Genomic DNA, 16,017 nt, shown 5'->3' on the forward strand with positions numbered 1-16,017 from the left:
GCGCGACCTTCTCCAACGGTGTCGGCAAACCCGACACCGTTATCCCCGCCTCTCGTTCAACCGCCCGCGGGACGCATCGTGAAGGACACGGCCTCCGTGCCGAGCATGTACTCGTCACCGTCCGAGACCTGCTGCCGTGTGATTCGCTCGTTGTTGAACCAGGTTCCGTTCGAGGAGTTGAGGTCCTCGATGAAGACCTCGTCCCCCACCCGCGTCACGACAGCGTGCTCGCGCGAGACACGCTCCGACTTCACGACGAGGCTGCACCGGGGGCCCCGGCCAATCGTGAAACGCTCCGTGGAGACGGCCACCGGCGCGCCTTGCGCCCACTGGACGAAGACCTCCAGCGGCGCGGGAGCCTTCACGATGTTGGTCGTCTCCGCCGACTGGTCCTCCAGAATCGTCGCGGCCTCGTCAGGTGGCCGGATCTTCGGCACAGGACGCGCCACCAGTGGACGTGCGGCAATCGGCGTCGCGGCGGGTGCCTCCGCGGGCTCATCCTCGAGGCCCAGTGCCGCAAGCTCCGCGGCAATGTCGTCACTGGACACATCCCCCTTCACGCCGCTGCCCGCCGGCACCTCGGCCTCATCGTCCGAAGCGGCTTCTTCGGACTCCGAATCGCCTGCGTCGTCGGCGGACTCCTCGTCCGAGTCGTCCTCCGCGGCATCCTCATCGGACGCATCGTCTTCCGAGTCCTCATCCGACGACTCGTCGGAATCCTCATCGTCGGCGTCGTCAGACTCCTCGTCATCGGAGTCATCGGAGTCGTCGGAATCCGCATCATCGTCGGCGTCGTCAGACTCCTCGTCATCGGAGTCGTCGGAATCCGCATCATCGTCGGCGGCGTCTGATTGCGCGGACAGCCCCTCCGACGGCTGCACGGATGCCTCGACCTCCGCGAGAATCTCCTGCATTCGCGCGAGCACCAGCTCCGTGGAGTTCACCTCCGCCACGGACAGAGGCACGGAGGTGACGCCAGGAGGTTCCGTCGCGGGCTCCTCCGTCGCGTCGTCCGCCGAGAAGGCGCCCACGGGCGGAGCAGCCGTATCCGCCACGCCTGCCGCGACAGACACCGACTCCTGCGCGCCGCCCCCAGGATTGACGGGCGGCACCGCCGCTGCCACCGGTTCGGGAACCGGAGGCACGACCACGCTCGACGCCACCACGACAGGTGCAGCGGCCTGGACCACAGGCTCCGCGGCCGTCACGCCCCCACTGGCCGCCTGCGCCTCCCCGCCCAGCGACACCACGGTGGGGGATACGTAGCCATTCTGGCGCGCGAGCTGGAACAGGGCCTGCGCCACCAGCGCATCCCGGTCCACGCCCATGTCGCGGCTCATCAATTCCAGCGCCCGCCACAGGGGCTCGGAGACTTCAATCGTCTGACGAATCCGCTTCATGACTACCCCCTCAGATTGGCCTGCCACGGAGACACGTGGTTCGCGTCGGTCAGCCAGAAGAACATCGCCTGCGTCTCCGCGTACTGCTCTTCGGCAATCCCCGCCAGATTGGGATGCAGCTCCTGGAGGGCAACGCCCTCGAAATCGAACGTTGGCAGGTCCGGGTCGATGCGACCACGGGCCCGCCGGTTGCGGCACTGCCACAGCCGCTGCGTGGCCTGTCCTGCCGCCTGACCGAAGTCGGCCGGAGGCGTCAGCGCAGCCGGCATCCGAATCGACTCCTCCCCGCACGCCCACAAGAGCCAGGTCAGCGCGCTCCAGTCTCCACGGGCCGCGCGGGACAAGGCGGGAATCCCCATCCCCTTCGTGGACAGCGTCTCGTCGACATCCACCGAGTCACCATCCGCATCCTCGACCTCCGTCTGCTCCAACTCGACGGGCCCGTCAGGCAGCAGGGACGACACATCGGGCGGCAGCCAGGGCACGTTCGTGCCGGGCTTGAAGCGGGAGAGAATCTCCGCGCGCAGCAACTGGAGTCGCGTGGCGTACTTGCGGACCACGGCCTGCACCGCGTCCAGCTCCTTCGTGGGCCCGTCGGGGACCTCATCGAACGTGCAGTGCGCGGGCTCACGTCCCGGCCAGAACTCGAAGCGCGGGAACAGCACCCGCCCGTAGGCGGAGAGGAACTTCCACGAATCCGGCTCCGACGGCGCCAGCGCCTCCGCGTCCTTCCGCATCTGCTCGCCCAGCCCCAGGTTCGCCAGGATGAGGCTCCGGGTGAACAGGTACGCCGAGCGCTCCGGCGCGAGCAGCATCGCGGCCAGGATGAAGTCCAACGCCGCCCGGGGCCGGTCCTGCTGGTCGTGGAGCACCGCGAAGCCCCGAAGCAACATCGCGGCCTCCGCGCCACGCATCATCGCATCCGCCAGCGCCGCCCGCTCATCCCCCGCGCTGTTCATCACGCCTTCGGCATTCTCGCGAGCACTCGCCTCCGTTCGAGGCAGGGTGAGCGACTCCAGCCATGCCTTCAGCGGGCCCACATCCAGCGACACGGCGCTCGCCCGCGCCATGGCCAGCAGCGCCTCCCGGTATCGTCGGCCCGCCCGAGCCTGCTCGGCGAACTCACGCCATTCCGCGGCGCTCCTCGGAAGGTTCGAGAACACCTCCGAGGCCTCCAACGTCTCGTGGTCCTGGACAACGCCCAGGTCTCGGGTGACGACGGCGTTGCCCTCCGCATCCAGCAGCTTCCACGTGCCGCACGCGAAGTCGTCCTCCATCTCCCCTTCGTCGAACCGCACCCGAGTGTCCGTGTACTCGTCCACGGCGCGGGAGTAATAGCGGCCATGCCGGCTGCCTTCGCGGAACTCGCTCTCCCAGAGGAGCTGTCCCTCCCGGTCCCAGAATCGGCACAGCCCGTGCCGCTCGGCCTTCGCGTTCAGCGACACGGACGCCCACTGGTCCTGGTCCTCGCGGTACTCAGCCTTCTCGGGGAGGTTCGCGGGCCGCGTGGGGTACGGCTCTCCGGTGGAGGGCACCACGCGTTCGCCGGCGCCGTTGTAATGCAGCACCTGCGTCACGCGGCCGTGCGCGTAGACCATCACCGTGCGGCGGACCTTCTCGCTGACGCCGTTCTCATGCATCCGCTCGGTGGTGAATTGGTCGGACGCGTACCAGGTGCGAGGGCCGTGCAGGTTGCCCTGCTCGAACGCGCCGTCCTGGGACACCTCCCCGCTCTCGTGGAAGCGCTTGAAGGGGCCGTGGGGCTTGCCGTGGACGAAGATGCACTCGTTGCAGAGGGTTCCATCGGCGCGCCAGTACCTCCAGGGGCCGTGCTTCTCCCCGTCCTCGTCGGTGTCGCCGAAGCACCACTCCTCGTCTCCGGCGTCCCATTCCGCGTGGGGCGGAATGCCAGGCGGCGGCGTCCCCTCTTCCGTCAGCTTGCGGTTCGCCGCCCGCTGCTGCTCGACGGCCAGGTCCACGGAGTCCAGCTTGCTCAGCCAGGTCGCGAACGCCGAGGCCGACATCGCGCCCGAGGCGCGCCGGACCTCGACGCCATCCTTGAAGGCCACCAGCGTGGGAATGGAGCGAATCTCCATCCGGCCGGAGACCTCTTCCTGCGCCTCCGTATCGAGCTTGCCGAAGGTGATGTTCGGGAACGCCTTCGCGGCGGCCTCGAAGGTCGGCGCGAAGCCGCGGCAGGGACCACACCACTCCGCCCAGAAGTCCACCACGCACACCCCGGCCTCCTGGGTGATGCGCTCGAAGTTCTCCTGGGTCAACTCAACGGTCTGTCCTGCCACGGCGACTCCCTTGCGAGATGCGTGGGACGATAGAAATGAGCGTGGGCCCTCACGTCAACGGTGCAGTTCACGAACGGCACACACGACGCTCGAACACCGCCAAGCGCGGGAATCCACACGCGAAATCCGTCTCAGAAAGCGAAAAAGCCCAAACCTTGAGAAGAACGTACCCGCGAAGTCCGGCGTGAGCCGCTCGGAGCGCGGGACACCTCCAGTAGACTCCGTGACTGCAGGCCGCCGACGACGAGCCCTGCGCCCACTTTCCACGTACGCCCCAGGGGCTCACGACGGAGGTCTTCGGGAAGATGCGGCGCCGCTGGCGCGAGGGGGGCTGCCCCACATGGGAGAGGTCACCACGACCCCGGGTGAAACGGCCCCGCGAAACTCCTGAAACAATTACAATACCGGTAGGTCGCTGAGCGAAGGGCCTTCCGCGAATTCAACGGCGGCTGCATCCGTCATCGGGCGGATCGCCGCCAACGTTCTTCATCAGGCTCGGGTATACACGTTGCGTCATGAGTCGCTCATCCTTGGTTGGAACAGTGCTGGGGCAGAAGTATCGGCTGCGCCAGCGGATTGGCGTGGGGGGGATGGGCACCGTCTACGAAGCGGAGCAACTGGACGGAGGGCGAACCGTGGCCGTCAAGGTGCTCCGGCAGCACCTCCTCGGCGAGCCGGCCGTGCACGCACGCTTCCGCCGCGAGGCCCAGGCCACCGCGGGCATGAAGCATCCGAACATCGTCGAGGTGATGGACTTTCACGACGCACCAGATGAACCGCCGTTCCTGGTGATGGAGTTGCTGAAGGGCCAGACGCTGAAGTCGCTGCTGAAGCAGGAAGGCCTCCTGCCCGTGGGACGCGCGGCGGCCATTGCCCACCAGTTGGCGACCGCGCTGGTGGCGGCGCATCACGCCGGCGTCGTCCACCGCGACATCAAGCCCGACAACATCTTCCTGGTCGACACGGGGACCGAAGCCCTCCACGTGAAGCTGCTGGACTTCGGCGTCGCGCGGCTCATGCATGAAGACGACGCCACCGCGCTGGGCACGGAGGCTGGCGCCTGGGTCGGCACGCCGTCGTACATGGCCCCGGAGCAGATCCGCTGCCGCCCTGTCGACGGACGCGCGGACATCTACTCGCTGGGCGCCTGCCTGTATCAGATGGTGACGGGACAACGGCCCATCGACGTGGCGGACAACGTGGCCCTGCTCTCCGCCGTCATGCACCAGGTGCCCGCTCCGCTCAGCGGCGTGCGCACGGACGTGCCGGACGGCTTCTCCCAGGTGGTGGCGCGCACGCTGGAGAAGGACCCGGCCACGCGCTACGCGGACTCCCGCGAGCTGGCCCAGGCGCTCGAGCCATGGATTCACGCCGCCCCCGTGGCAGCCCCTCAGCCTGAAGTCGCAAGCGCCGCCCCCCCAGAGCCCGCGACCACGGCACCGGTGCCCGCAACGCCTGTCGCGGCGGAACACGCCGCCACACCGCACACGCGCTCCCGCCTGCAGACCCTCCTCATGGTCGCCAGCGCGCTGGCGGTGGGCCTCGCCGCAACGGGAGGGCTCGTCTTGACGGCCTCCGGGATGACGCCCCCGGAGGAGCTCGCCCGTCTCCGGGTCGTCGAGCTGCCCCGCCTGACGGAGAACGGCACCGCCGCGCCCGCGCCCCGCGGGTACGCGGATGGCTGGGTCGCCGAGTCCATTGAAGGGCGCCTGCCCGCGCTCGACAGCTGCTACGCGCGGAACGGCGAGGACGCCGCATGCCGGCAGGACACCTACGCCGTGGTCTACTCCCCCGCGGGCATCGTCCTCGGAGCACGCATGCACCCGCCCCAGCACACCCCGCTCGCCCAGTGCATCAACAAGGCGCTCCGGGGGCTCTCCCTGGGCAAGCCACGCGAAGCCATCGCTGGCGCCGCCACGGTCACGCTCACGCGGGAGTAATCCCTCTCAAGGGAATCAGAACCACAACTCCTCGACCTCTCCCGGCGTGAAGCCCGGCTCCTGGAAATAGACGCGCCCCTGCGAATTGAGCGCCTGGTGAAGGAACTCCGTCAGCGAGGCGGCGACGCACACGCCGGTCCGCGACTGAGCGCTTTCCACCCAGTAGATTGGGAGCTTCCCAGGCTGCTGGTGGTTGAAACGGTAGGCCAGGAAGCCGTGTTCACCCACGTCACAGAAACGCGTCCAGCCGTGCGGGTAGCCGCTGGATTGCGAATCAGCCTGATGGGTCTTGTTCCAGCGCGTTCCGTCGTGGAACTCCAGCGCCCCCGACGCCCGGATGCGGTACACGGCCGCGTCCCCCTGGCCGAAGAGCGACGCGCCGTCGCATGCGGCGTAGAACTGGCTGATGTCCGCCGGGATTCCACCGTCGCCCCACAGTCCACGCCACTCGCTGTGACGCTCCTCCGGGAGGGGCTTGGCCATGTGGTGCTCGTCCTCGACGCGCCGGAGCATCGCATCCAGCCCCAGGTCCTCGTGGACCACCCAGCCCGGCACCGGCCGCAGCGCCAGCGTCTCCGCGGACTGGAGCGTCCCCATGAAGCCCGCCGTCAGAGCCATCCGTGCCTTCACCATCCCAGAATCGGTGGCCACCGCGAGCAGGAGCGACACCCGGGACAGCCCGGTGGGCAATCTGTCACTAGACAGGGTTTCGCCCTTCTCCGTGGCGTCGGGCTTGCCCAGCGCCTGAGCCTCCAGCATCGGATTGGGAAAGTCATACGCTCCCGTCAATTGATTGCGAAGGAAGGGGAACAGCTTGCCAATCCAGCCATTGAAGGTATCGCTGCCATAGGCGTGGTGCAGCTTGTAGATGGCTTGCCAGAACTTGCGATCCTCCCGCCCCTCGGAAGCCCGGATGAACTGCTCGCACAGCGGCAGCAGGTGCCGGGCCCAGGTCTCCATGCCGTACCGAGGAAGCTGACCGACCTTGTCCCGCAGCTTGCGCCAGTCCTCCGGTGAGCCCTCGAGCGTGATGGTGGGGATGCCGCAGATGCACATCACCACGTAGTCGAAGTACTCCCGCATCGCATCCATCAGCACGATTTGACTGACCACGCGCTCCACCGGCCCCGTCGTGGAGAAATCGCACACCATCAGGTCGTGGAGCGCCGGCGAGTGCCCTTGAATCATCCCGGAGAAGTCGTCCACGACGCCGGGCCAGAAATCATCCGATGCGAGGTCCGTCCGGGACGCGTCGCGTGTCACCACCAACTGCTTTCGCCCCTGGTGACGCACCAGGTCGAATCGCAGCGCCTCCGCATTGCGGGTGATGTGCAGAGCCAGCCCTTGGGCGATGGTGATCCAGAGGATGTCCGGAGACAACACCAATGGGCGGTGCCCGCTGAAAGCCAGATGCACCGCCGAGAGCAGAGGATGGGTCGCCTCGGGACGCACGAACCGCGCCTCGCGATGGGAGGCCCCGAGCACCTTGGCGTCCAACCGCCCACGCAGGGCCTCGGTGAGTCCGACCTCTTCCAAGGGCAGGACGGCAGGCTTCACGGCATCGACGGCGAACGTCACGCGATGGGGCATGCGCGCATTACATCGCGCGCACTCGGATGGCGGCAAGCGCCCCGTCGAGCGTGAAGACAGACAGCGCTCCGGCTGGAAACCTCCAGCGGCGCGCGGGGACTGGCACCCGCACCACGACGGGGCACGGCGACGACAGACCGATGCGCTACTGTCTCGCAGCCGTGGCATCTGAGACACCGCGCCCATCAACTGAGGGGTTCATGCTCCGTCCAAGAAGGTTGTCCCACTCCATCCTGCTGACAGGCGTCAGCAAGGGCGGAGAGACCATGGTGTTCTATCGCCGGTTCCACCCAGAGGACGTGGACGCGACGGTGGCCTATGTGGCGCCGCTCGTGCGCGGCGAAGATGCGCGTTTCCCCGCCTTCCAAGCCACCGTGGGAGGCTCGGAGTTGGCGTGGTGCCGCGAGCAAATCCACACCTTCCAGCGCGCCGTGCTGAACCGCCGCCAGGAGATGGTGGCGCTGCTGCGCGCCCATGCCGTAAACCAGGGCCTCACCTACAACCAGCTTGGCTTCGAGCGGGCCCTGGAGCACGCCGTCATCGAGACGTACTTCGCCTTCTGGCAGTACTCCCGCCCCCAGTACTGCGACGCGTTCCCCGATGACACGGCGTCGAGTGAATACATGCTGGAGATCATTGACTGGGCGGTGGGCCTTGCCGCGTTCTCCGATAACAGCAGCTCCGGCGTTGCCGCGTACCACCCCTACTACTACCAGGCGAGTCTGGAGCTGGGTTGGCCCAAGCCCTACGAGGCGCACCTGGGAAACCTCATCCAGTACCCCGGAACGAACATCGCGCCGGTGTACTCGGCGCCCGGCGTGCCGGTCGTGTTCCGGCCCCAGGCCATGCAGGACATCGAGGACTGGCTCGTGACGCATGGCGAGCGGGTGATGTTCATCTATGGCGACCTGGCCCCATGGACTGCGGCGGCGTTCCCGCTCGGCAACGCCCAGGACTCCTTCGTGTTCACGGCTCCGGGCGGCAACCAAGGAAGCACCTTCAACTGGCTCCCCACCACCCTTCGGGACCAGGCCCAGGACATCGTGCGGCGCTGGGCAGGCGTCCCCTCACTGAAGCACGCCCCGGTGCCGCTCCCGGAGGCCGACACCGTCGAGTTCGGCCCGCACCTGCCGCCCCGGCGGCTGCAACCGCCCCCGGTCCCGTAGCCCGCGGCGAACGCCCCTCACCGGAGAAGCCGTTCCGGTGAGCGGCTGAATCCATCCAAGCCACCCACGGCCGAGCCCCAGTACCGAGCCGTATCGTAGGCACGCTTCGACGCGGCGCAGTCCAGCTTCACGGCCTGGCCGTCACGCTCGGCGCCCTCGTGCCCTGAGCGTGGCGCCGGCCCGGCGCTGACGTGTCATCCCACCAACTGACGCGTCAGCGCCGCGTGATACACGGCGGCTCGCTCGCCAAATATCGAAAATCACATACATTTAAGCAGCAACAACCGTGGCACGTGTCGTGCTCAAGCCACGAAGCGATGCTGCTCCACAAGCACCTCACCCCTGAGCTGAAATCCCGGCTCGAACGGCTCACGACAAGCAACGGATGGACGCTCCGGAAGGCCATCCAGAGTGGCCTGGACCACGGGGACTCCCAGATGGGTGTCTACGCGGGTGACAGTGAGTCCTACGCGCTCTTCTCCCCGCTGCTGCATCCCATCATCCGGGACCATTCGGGCCACGACCTGAGCGGACACACGAGTGACTTCTCACTCGACGGGCTCCCCCAGGATGACCTGGACCCCACGGGCGAGTTCATCCTCTCCACGCGGGTCCGCGTCGGACGGAACCTGGCCCGGTATGCCTTTCCTCCAGCCATTGGCGCCAGGGACAGGGCCGCGCTGGAAGCCGAGGTCGTCCAGGTCCTCTCCCGTCTGAGGGGGCACCTCGCGGGCGAATACCATCCCCTGGCCAGCCTCTCCGAGGCAGAGCGGCGGGAGCTGGTGCACCACCACGTCTTGTTCCAGCAGTCGGACCGCTTCCTCGACAGCGCGGGCGTCAACCGCGACTGGCCGCGCAACCGCGGCATCTTCCACTCCGCGGACATGCGCTTCATCGTCTGGGTCGGGGAGGAAGACGCCCTGCGCATCATCAGCATGCAGCCCGGCTCGGGGCTGGCGCAGACCTACCTGCGGCTCCAGGCGGCGCTCGAGCAGTTCGACAGACAGCTCGACTTCGCCCGGGACTCACGGCTGGGCTTCCTCACGGCGTGCCCCACCAACCTGGGCACCGCCATGCGAGCCTCCGTGCTCATCCGCCTGCCCCACCTCTCACGGCGGCCGGACTTCCGCGCGCGGTGTGCCCGCCTGGGGCTCGCGGTGAGGGGCCTGCACGGCGAACACTCCGAAGCCCGGGACGGCGTCCATGACGTCTCCAATGCCACCCGTCTGGGCGTCACCGAGCGGGACATCTACGAACAGCTTCGGACGGGCATCCACGCGCTCATGGAGATGGAATCCGCGGCACGAAAGCGTGGACACCCGAAGGCGGCGCCCGGGAACTGAAAGCCCCCGGAGCGCCTCGCATCGCGCTCAGGACTTGGGAATCCAGCCATCCACGAGCGCCTGGTTCTTCTTCACCCACTCCCGGGTGGCCTTCTCCGGCGAGTCCCCGGCCTCGGCGATGGCCCCCATCAGGCCGCCGAGCTGCTGGTCATCCAGCTTGAAGTTGCGCAGCAGCGTCACGACGTCGGGCAGGTCTTTCTCCAGGCCCACGCGGGTGAGCGTGTGGATGGATTCCTTGGCGCCATAGACGCCCTTCGGGTCATCCAGGAACTTCAGGTCCCAGCGCGCGAACTTCCAGTGCGGCTTCCAACCGGTGACCACCACGGGGCGCTTCTTGGCGATGGCGTCCTTGAGCTCCGCGGTCATCGCCGGGCCGCTGGAGGGCACCAGCTTCAGGTCCAGCTTGTACTCCGCGATGGCCTTCTCCGTCGTCGTCATGATGCCCGCGCCGGAATCGATGCCCACGATGGACTGGTTCAGGTCCTTCGCCTTGCCGTTGAGCTGCTCGATGCTGGTGATGTCCAGATCCGCCGGGACGACCAGGCCAATCCGGGCGTCCTCGTAGTTGGTGCCCAGGTCCACCACCTTGCCCTGGAAGCGCTCCATGTAGCTCTGGTGGGTGACGGGCAGCCAGCCATCCAGGAAGGCATCCGCGTCGCCGTTGGCGAGCGAGGCGAACACCGGGGCGACGTCCGCCATGGTGGTCTTCACCTCGTAGCCCATGCGGTCCTCCAGGATGGCCTGGACCAGATGCGTCATGGCCACGCCTTCGGCCCAGTTCACGTACACCAGCCGGACCACGGGCTTCTTCGCGGGGGCGGGCGCCTCGGTGTCACCCGCGGCGGGCGCCTTGTTCTCCTGCTTGCATCCGGGGGCGACGAGCAACCCCGCCACGGCCGTGAGCAGCAGGGGCAGACGATTGAGAGAGGACATGTTCACGAGGCGGGTCTCCTTCATGATGAGCGCGCCCGGGGCTTGCCCAGCGCGTGAGTCAGGCGGTCCAACACGATGGCCAGGATGACCACCGCGATGCCGCTCTCGAAGCCCAGCCCGATGCGGAGCTGGGTGATGCCCTTCAGGACCTGCTCGCCCAGTCCCCCCGCGCCAATCATGGCGGAGATCACCACCATGGACAGCGACAGCATGATGGTCTGGTTCACTCCGGCCAGCAGCGTGGGGACGGCGATGGGGAGCTGGACGTTGAGCAGCGTCTGACGCGGCGTCGCGCCGAACGCGATGGCGGCCTCCACGACTTCGGTGGGCACCTGCCGGATGCCCAGGTTGGTGAGGCGCACCGCGGGCGGCATGGCGAAGATGACGGTGGCCACCACGCCGGGCACCTTCCCCAGCCGGAAGAAGAGCACCGCGGGGATGAGGTAGACGAAGGCGGGCATCGTCTGCATCAGGTCCAGGGCGGGCCGCAGCACCCGCTCCACGACGCGGCTGTATGCGGCCCAGATGCCCAGGGGGATGCCCAGCACCAGCGCCACCATCGCCGAGCAGAGGACCAGCGCCAGCGTCTCCATGGTGGCCTTCCACAGGCCCATGTCCTGGATGAGCAGCATGCCCAGCGCCGTGAAGACGGCCGTGCCCAGGCCGGACAGGCGCCAGGCGAGCACCATCAACACCGTGATGATGGCGTAGCTCGGCGGCAGGAGCAGCGCGCTCTCCAGGCCGTTGATGCAGGCCGTGAGCACCGAACGGATGGCGTCGAACACCGGCGCGCCGCGCGTGCCCAGCCAGTCAATCAGCTCCTCGAAGCCTTCGCCGATTTTCAGTGTGCTCATGTCAGTGCTGCTCCCCCGCGATGCTGGCCAGCAGCGTGGCGCGGCTCACGATGCCCAGGAACGACTGGTCCTCGGCGACGACGGCGATGGGAATCTGAGTCGTGGCCGCCACCGCCACCAGCTTCGCCAGCGGCGTGTCCGGTGACGTGGTGGGCAAGTCGGTGACGAGGGCCCCCTCCAGGCTGTGCTTGTTCTCCGCCATGAGCCGCAGCGTGTCCTCGATGCGCACCAGGCCCACCAGCTTGCGGGCCTGGTTGGTCACAAAGAGCGTGGAGGTGCCCGACTCGCGCATGCGCTTGACGGCCAGGGCGGGCCCGTCCTTCGGGTGCACCACCGACTCCGGCCTCCGCATGATGGCCCGCGCGGTGAGGACCTTGGTGCGGTCCACGTGCTCCACGAAGGCGCGCACGTAGTCGTCCGCGGGGCTCCTGAGGATTTCCTCCGGCGTGCCGAGCTGCGCGATGCACCCGTCCTTCATGATGACGATGCGCCCCCCCAGCTTCAGCGCCTCATCCAGGTCATGGGTGATGAACACGATGGTCTTGTTCATCCGGGACTGGAGCTCCAGCAGCTCGTCCTGCATCTGCCGGCGGATGAGCGGGTCCAGCGCGCTGAAGGCCTCGTCCATGAGCAGGATTTCCGCGTCGGTGGCAATGGCCCGCGCCAGCCCCACGCGCTGCTGCATCCCGCCGCTGAGCTCGCGAGGCAGCTTCTCCTCGTAGCCCTTCAGGCCCACCAGTTCGAGCGCCTGCATCGCCTTGGGCCGCGACTCCCGCCGCTCCAGGCCCTGCATCTCCAGCCCGTACTCCACGTTCCGGATGATGCTGCGGTGGGGCAGCAGGCCGAAGTTCTGGAACACCATGGCCATCTTCCGGCGCCGGACGTCCAGCAGGCCCGCCCTGTCCGCCCGGGTGACGTCCACGCCGTCCACGTGCACGCTGCCGGCGGAGGGCTCGATGAGGCGGTTGAGGCAGCGGAGCACCGTGGACTTGCCGCTGCCGGACAGGCCCATGATGACGAAGATTTCGCCGGCCTTCACATCGAACGAAGCCTCCTGGATGGCGACGGTGCACCCCGTCTCCTCCAGGATCTGCTGCTTGCTCTGCCCCTTCTCCAGCAGGGCAATGGCCCGCTCCGGGTTGCCGCCGTAGATCTTCCGCAAGCCACGGACTTCAATCTTCTCCATGGGGCCTCTCAGAAGTAGTAGCCGACGTTGATGTTGAAGCGCGTCTCCCACGGGGCATTCGGATCGCCCTCCGCGAGCGCGTGGCCATAAGCAGGCCCCAGCCAGGGCTGGTTCTTCCCGCTGGCCACGTCCACGTAGGTGTAGACGGGCCCCGCGGTGACGAGCATGCCGAGCACGTTCTGCATCGACGTCTCGAACGCGGCGTTGGCTTTGTCGAAGAGGCTGAAGTCGTCGTAGAAGGTCAGCTTCGTGATGGGGCCCCACGACACGGGCACGTCGTACGAAAGGCCCGCCGCGTAGACGGTGCCCCGGGCGGCCATCTTGTAGGGCGCGTCATAGGCCCCCATCGTCACGATGGAGTCGTCGTGCCCCTCGGGGTTCTTCAAGTCATAGCCGTAGCTGAGGACCTCCATGCGCAGGTTGAACGGGCCGTAGTAGCCGTCCAGGTGCACCGCGCCAGCCCAGTTCAGGCCATTGCGCCGGGTGACGCTGTTGTAGATCTGCCCGGTCTGCGCGGAGACGCCGACTTCCGTGCGGCCCAGGTCCCCGTGCTGGAAGGTGTACGCCGCGCGTGCATTGAGCTTGTTGCTCTCGTGGTTCGCGCTCTCCACGCCCAGGTACGCCTCACCCGGGTTGGAGCTGTTCACCTGCACCACGTCATACGAGTAGCGCGCGCTGTCCGTGCTCCGGCCGGTGAAGCTGCCCTCGTCGTTCTTGTAGAAGGCGACCTGCAGGTCCCATGGCCCCTGCGTGTGGACCAGCTTCAGACCCAGGTCGTAGTCGTCCTCCATGCCCATGTAGTAGGGCAGGGAGAAGAACCAGTTATGTGAGGCATAGGGCAGCACGCCGAAGGGCACGCGGTGCACGCCGAACTGGAGCTGGGTCGCCTTCGTGAACTCATAGCCCACCCAGCCGTGGTGGAGCATGGAGTACCCCGAATAGAGGCGGTACTCGGCGGACAGCAACACCTTGGAGAGTCTGGCGTCGACGTTGAGCCGGAATGTATCGAACGCCACGTCGCCACCGCGGTTGCGGTTGTCTTCTTCTCCAGGCCACGTCTTGAAGAAGGCGTTGAGGCGCAGCGCACCACCGACCTTGAGCATGTCCGGGTCTTCCACCACCTCCTCTTCGGCGCGTGCTTCGGGCGCGAGCAGGCAGGTCAATCCAGACAGGAAAAGCGCATGCGAGAAACGGGTAAGACGGGTGGACAACCGCAACTCCTGGCAATGGACGACAGGCGCGAGCGGACCAGAACAGGCCACACTCGTCCTGAGCGCCAGACGTGGCACAAGGGGCGGCCCTCTCCCGATCCACACTCAGCGAGGACGCTGGCGCGCGAAACAGTCCACCCAGGGAACAGTGCAGTCAGTCGTTAACAGGTCAGACGGAGCACGTCCATACTTTTGAGCTCAAACGATGTGGATACTGGGCGCTGCCCGCTTGCTCGCGGGGCACGAGCGGCGCGCCCGCCAACCCACACGGGCGGCTCAAGGCGCCCGTGTCACCGTCACGGGATAGCCCATACCGGCAGCATGGCACGGCGACTTGCCCATGGATTGACAATCTCCATCCCGCGCCGCCGTGCTGGACATAGCCATCACCAGACAACCATCCGGGAGCCGGGGCCCCCAGACCTCGAACTCAATCTCTGTGGCGACGAAGGAAGACGACGCTCCTAGTCTTGCCCCCTCTCCCTATCGGGCCTGCCAAGCGCCACGTCCTCGTCCCTCCACCAACGCGTGCCTGGGCGCCCCCTCCCGCCCACCTGCCGTGAACGCGCCTTCGCGCTCGCCGACCGTCCCTAGCTTGGCTGTAGGGGCCTTTCCCATCACGGCCCCACGGAGGAGAAAGCCATGCCCCTGGACCCTCGAAGTGAGCCTGCGCGAACAGGCGAAGGACGACCGCCCGGACTGCCCTCAGACCGGGTCGAGCAGCTACGGGCTCGCTTGCGCGGCCGGCTCGTACGCCCCGGGGACGCGGACTACGAGGAGCACTGCCGCGTCTACAACGCCATGATTCACAAGCGGCCGGCGTTGATTGCCCGATGCGCCGACGTGGCGGACGTCCTCGCGGCGGTGGAGTTCGCGCGCGAGCAGGGCCTCATGCTCGCGGTCCGTGGGGGTGGACACAACGGTGCCGGCCTGGGCACATGCGACGGGGGGCTCGTCGTCGACCTGTCGCCCATGCACGGCGTCCGGGTCGCCCCCGAATCGGGCACCGTGCGTGTCGCGGGAGGAAGTGTCTGGGGCGAAGTGGACCATGCCACGCATGCGTTCGGGCTCGCCGTTCCCTCGGGAATCATCTCCACCACGGGCGTGGGGGGCCTCACCCTGGGCGGTGGCCTGGGCCATCTCTCGCGTCGCTATGGACTCACCATCGACAGCCTGCTCGCCGTGGACATGGTGCTGGCGGACGGGCGCTTCGTCACCGCGAACGCCCAGCAGCACCCGGACCTGTTCTGGGCCGTGCGCGGCGGTGGCGGCAACTTCGGCGTCGTCACGTCCTTCCTCTTCCAGGCCCACCCGGTGGACACCATCCTGGGAGGGCCGACGCTCTGGCCCCTGGAACGCGCCGAGGAGGTGATGCGGTGGTACCGCGAGTTCATCGCCACCGCGCCCGAGACACTCACCGGCTTCTTCGCCTTCCTGGCCGTCCCGCCCGCGGCGCCCTTCCCGCCCCACCTGCACTTGCAGAAGATGTGTGCGGTGGTGTGGTGCTACACCGGAGACCCGGCTCAAGCCGAGGCGCTCTTCGCGCCCGTGCGCGCCATGGCCCCCGCGCTCGACGGCGTGCAGACCATGCCCTACCCCGCGCTGCAAACGATGTTCGATGCGCTCTATCCGCCGGGCCTCCAATGGTACTGGCGCGCGGACTTCGTACGGGAGCTGGGGGACGAAGCCATCTCCCGACACGTGGCGTTCGCCCACCGCCTGCCCACGATGCACTCCACCATGCACCTCTACCCCATCGACGGAGCGGCGCACCGGACGGCACCAGGCGACACCGCCTTCAGCTTCCGGGATGCGCGGTGGGCAGAGGTCATCGTCGGAGTGGACCCCTCTCCTGACAAGGCCAGGGACATCACCACCTGGACGAAAGACTATTGGGATGCCCTGCATCCCTATTCCGCGGGCGGCGCCTACGTGAACTTCCTCATGGACGAGGGCCAGGAGCGCGTCCAGGCGACGTACCAGGACAACTACGCAAGGCTGGTGGAAGTAAAGGACCGCTACGACCCGACCAATCTTTTCCGAGTGAACCAGAACATCCGCCCCAGCACCGGCACGCCGCTTCGCCATTAAGCA

The 16,017-nt window shown here is 67.5% G+C and carries 11 protein-coding genes; 4 read left to right on the forward strand and 7 right to left on the reverse strand.

From position 1 onward, the window contains the following. Positions 1-56 precede the first annotated feature (56 nt). Both HNV26_RS19690 and HNV26_RS19695 read right to left on the reverse strand, forming a co-directional pair. On the reverse strand, positions 57-1,400 hold the full coding sequence (locus HNV26_RS19690; protein WP_171441162.1) for an FHA domain-containing protein: 1,344 nt from the start codon (positions 1,398-1,400) through the stop codon (positions 57-59). A gap of 2 nt (positions 1,401-1,402) precedes the next feature. Beyond that, entirely contained in the window at positions 1,403-3,700 is a 2,298-nt protein-coding gene (locus HNV26_RS19695) for a thioredoxin domain-containing protein (protein WP_171441161.1), read from the reverse strand. A gap of 515 nt (positions 3,701-4,215) precedes the next feature. Between HNV26_RS19695 and HNV26_RS19700 the strand changes: the two genes are divergently transcribed. Further along, positions 4,216-5,640 (forward strand): serine/threonine-protein kinase, encoded by a 1,425-nt coding sequence (locus tag HNV26_RS19700; protein WP_171441160.1) that lies wholly within the window; start codon positions 4,216-4,218, stop codon positions 5,638-5,640. A 15-nt stretch (positions 5,641-5,655) separates the two neighbouring features. Here the strand turns inward: HNV26_RS19700 and HNV26_RS19705 are convergent, their stop codons facing one another. Next, complete coding sequence (locus HNV26_RS19705) at positions 5,656-7,230, reverse strand: DUF4419 domain-containing protein (protein WP_171441159.1); 1,575 nt, start codon at positions 7,228-7,230, stop codon at positions 5,656-5,658. Positions 7,231-7,430: 200 nt separating this feature from the next. On the opposite strand from HNV26_RS19705, the gene HNV26_RS19710 reads away from it, so the two are divergent. Continuing rightward, on the forward strand, positions 7,431-8,396 hold the full coding sequence (locus HNV26_RS19710) for an alpha/beta hydrolase family protein (RefSeq protein ID WP_253816806.1): 966 nt from the start codon (positions 7,431-7,433) through the stop codon (positions 8,394-8,396). Positions 8,397-8,689: 293 nt separating this feature from the next. After that, the gene (locus HNV26_RS19715) at positions 8,690-9,739 is read left to right on the forward strand and encodes a phosphagen kinase (protein ID WP_366816903.1); all 1,050 of its coding nucleotides are present in this window, start codon (positions 8,690-8,692) and stop codon (positions 9,737-9,739) included. A gap of 27 nt (positions 9,740-9,766) precedes the next feature. On the opposite strand, the gene HNV26_RS19720 is transcribed toward HNV26_RS19715, so the two are convergent. Genes HNV26_RS19720 through HNV26_RS19735 form a run of 4 tightly spaced genes read right to left on the reverse strand, consistent with a single transcriptional unit; the run spans position 9,767 to position 13,815 of the window. Beyond that, complete coding sequence (locus tag HNV26_RS19720) at positions 9,767-10,672, reverse strand: glycine betaine ABC transporter substrate-binding protein (protein ID WP_253816818.1); 906 nt, start codon at positions 10,670-10,672, stop codon at positions 9,767-9,769. A gap of 20 nt (positions 10,673-10,692) precedes the next feature. Continuing rightward, complete coding sequence (locus HNV26_RS19725; RefSeq protein WP_171441157.1) at positions 10,693-11,526, reverse strand: ABC transporter permease; 834 nt, start codon at positions 11,524-11,526, stop codon at positions 10,693-10,695. A gap of 1 nt (position 11,527) precedes the next feature. After that, positions 11,528-12,712, reverse strand: coding sequence for a quaternary amine ABC transporter ATP-binding protein (locus HNV26_RS19730; RefSeq protein ID WP_171441156.1), 1,185 nt, complete (start codon positions 12,710-12,712; stop codon positions 11,528-11,530). Between the two features lie 8 nt (positions 12,713-12,720). Further along, complete coding sequence (locus tag HNV26_RS19735) at positions 12,721-13,815, reverse strand: putative porin (protein WP_171441183.1); 1,095 nt, start codon at positions 13,813-13,815, stop codon at positions 12,721-12,723. A gap of 843 nt (positions 13,816-14,658) precedes the next feature. Between HNV26_RS19735 and HNV26_RS19740 the strand changes: the two genes are divergently transcribed. Beyond that, complete coding sequence (locus HNV26_RS19740; RefSeq protein WP_253816810.1) at positions 14,659-16,014, forward strand: FAD-binding oxidoreductase; 1,356 nt, start codon at positions 14,659-14,661, stop codon at positions 16,012-16,014. Positions 16,015-16,017 lie beyond the last annotated feature (3 nt).

The organism is Myxococcus xanthus, from assembly GCF_013116825.1.
Classification (GTDB): Bacteria; Myxococcota; Myxococcia; order Myxococcales; family Myxococcaceae; genus Myxococcus; species Myxococcus xanthus_B.

Bases quoted from the DNA above. Each gene is read 5' to 3' on its own strand.
- HNV26_RS19690 (WP_171441162.1), bottom strand. From the start codon at position 1,400: ATGAAGCGGATTCGTCAGACGATTGAAGTCTCCGAGCCCCTGTGGCGG.
- HNV26_RS19700 (WP_171441160.1), top strand. From the start codon at position 4,216: ATGAGTCGCTCATCCTTGGTTGGAACAGTGCTGGGGCAGAAGTATCGG.
- HNV26_RS19705 (WP_171441159.1), bottom strand. From the start codon at position 7,230: ATGCCCCATCGCGTGACGTTCGCCGTCGATGCCGTGAAGCCTGCCGTC.
- HNV26_RS19710 (WP_253816806.1), top strand. From the start codon at position 7,431: ATGCTCCGTCCAAGAAGGTTGTCCCACTCCATCCTGCTGACAGGCGTC.
- HNV26_RS19720 (WP_253816818.1), bottom strand. From the start codon at position 10,672: ATGTCCTCTCTCAATCGTCTGCCCCTGCTGCTCACGGCCGTGGCGGGG.
- HNV26_RS19725 (WP_171441157.1), bottom strand. From the start codon at position 11,526: ATGAGCACACTGAAAATCGGCGAAGGCTTCGAGGAGCTGATTGACTGG.
- HNV26_RS19730 (WP_171441156.1), bottom strand. From the start codon at position 12,712: ATGGAGAAGATTGAAGTCCGTGGCTTGCGGAAGATCTACGGCGGCAAC.
- HNV26_RS19735 (WP_171441183.1), bottom strand. From the start codon at position 13,815: ATGCTCAAGGTCGGTGGTGCGCTGCGCCTCAACGCCTTCTTCAAGACG.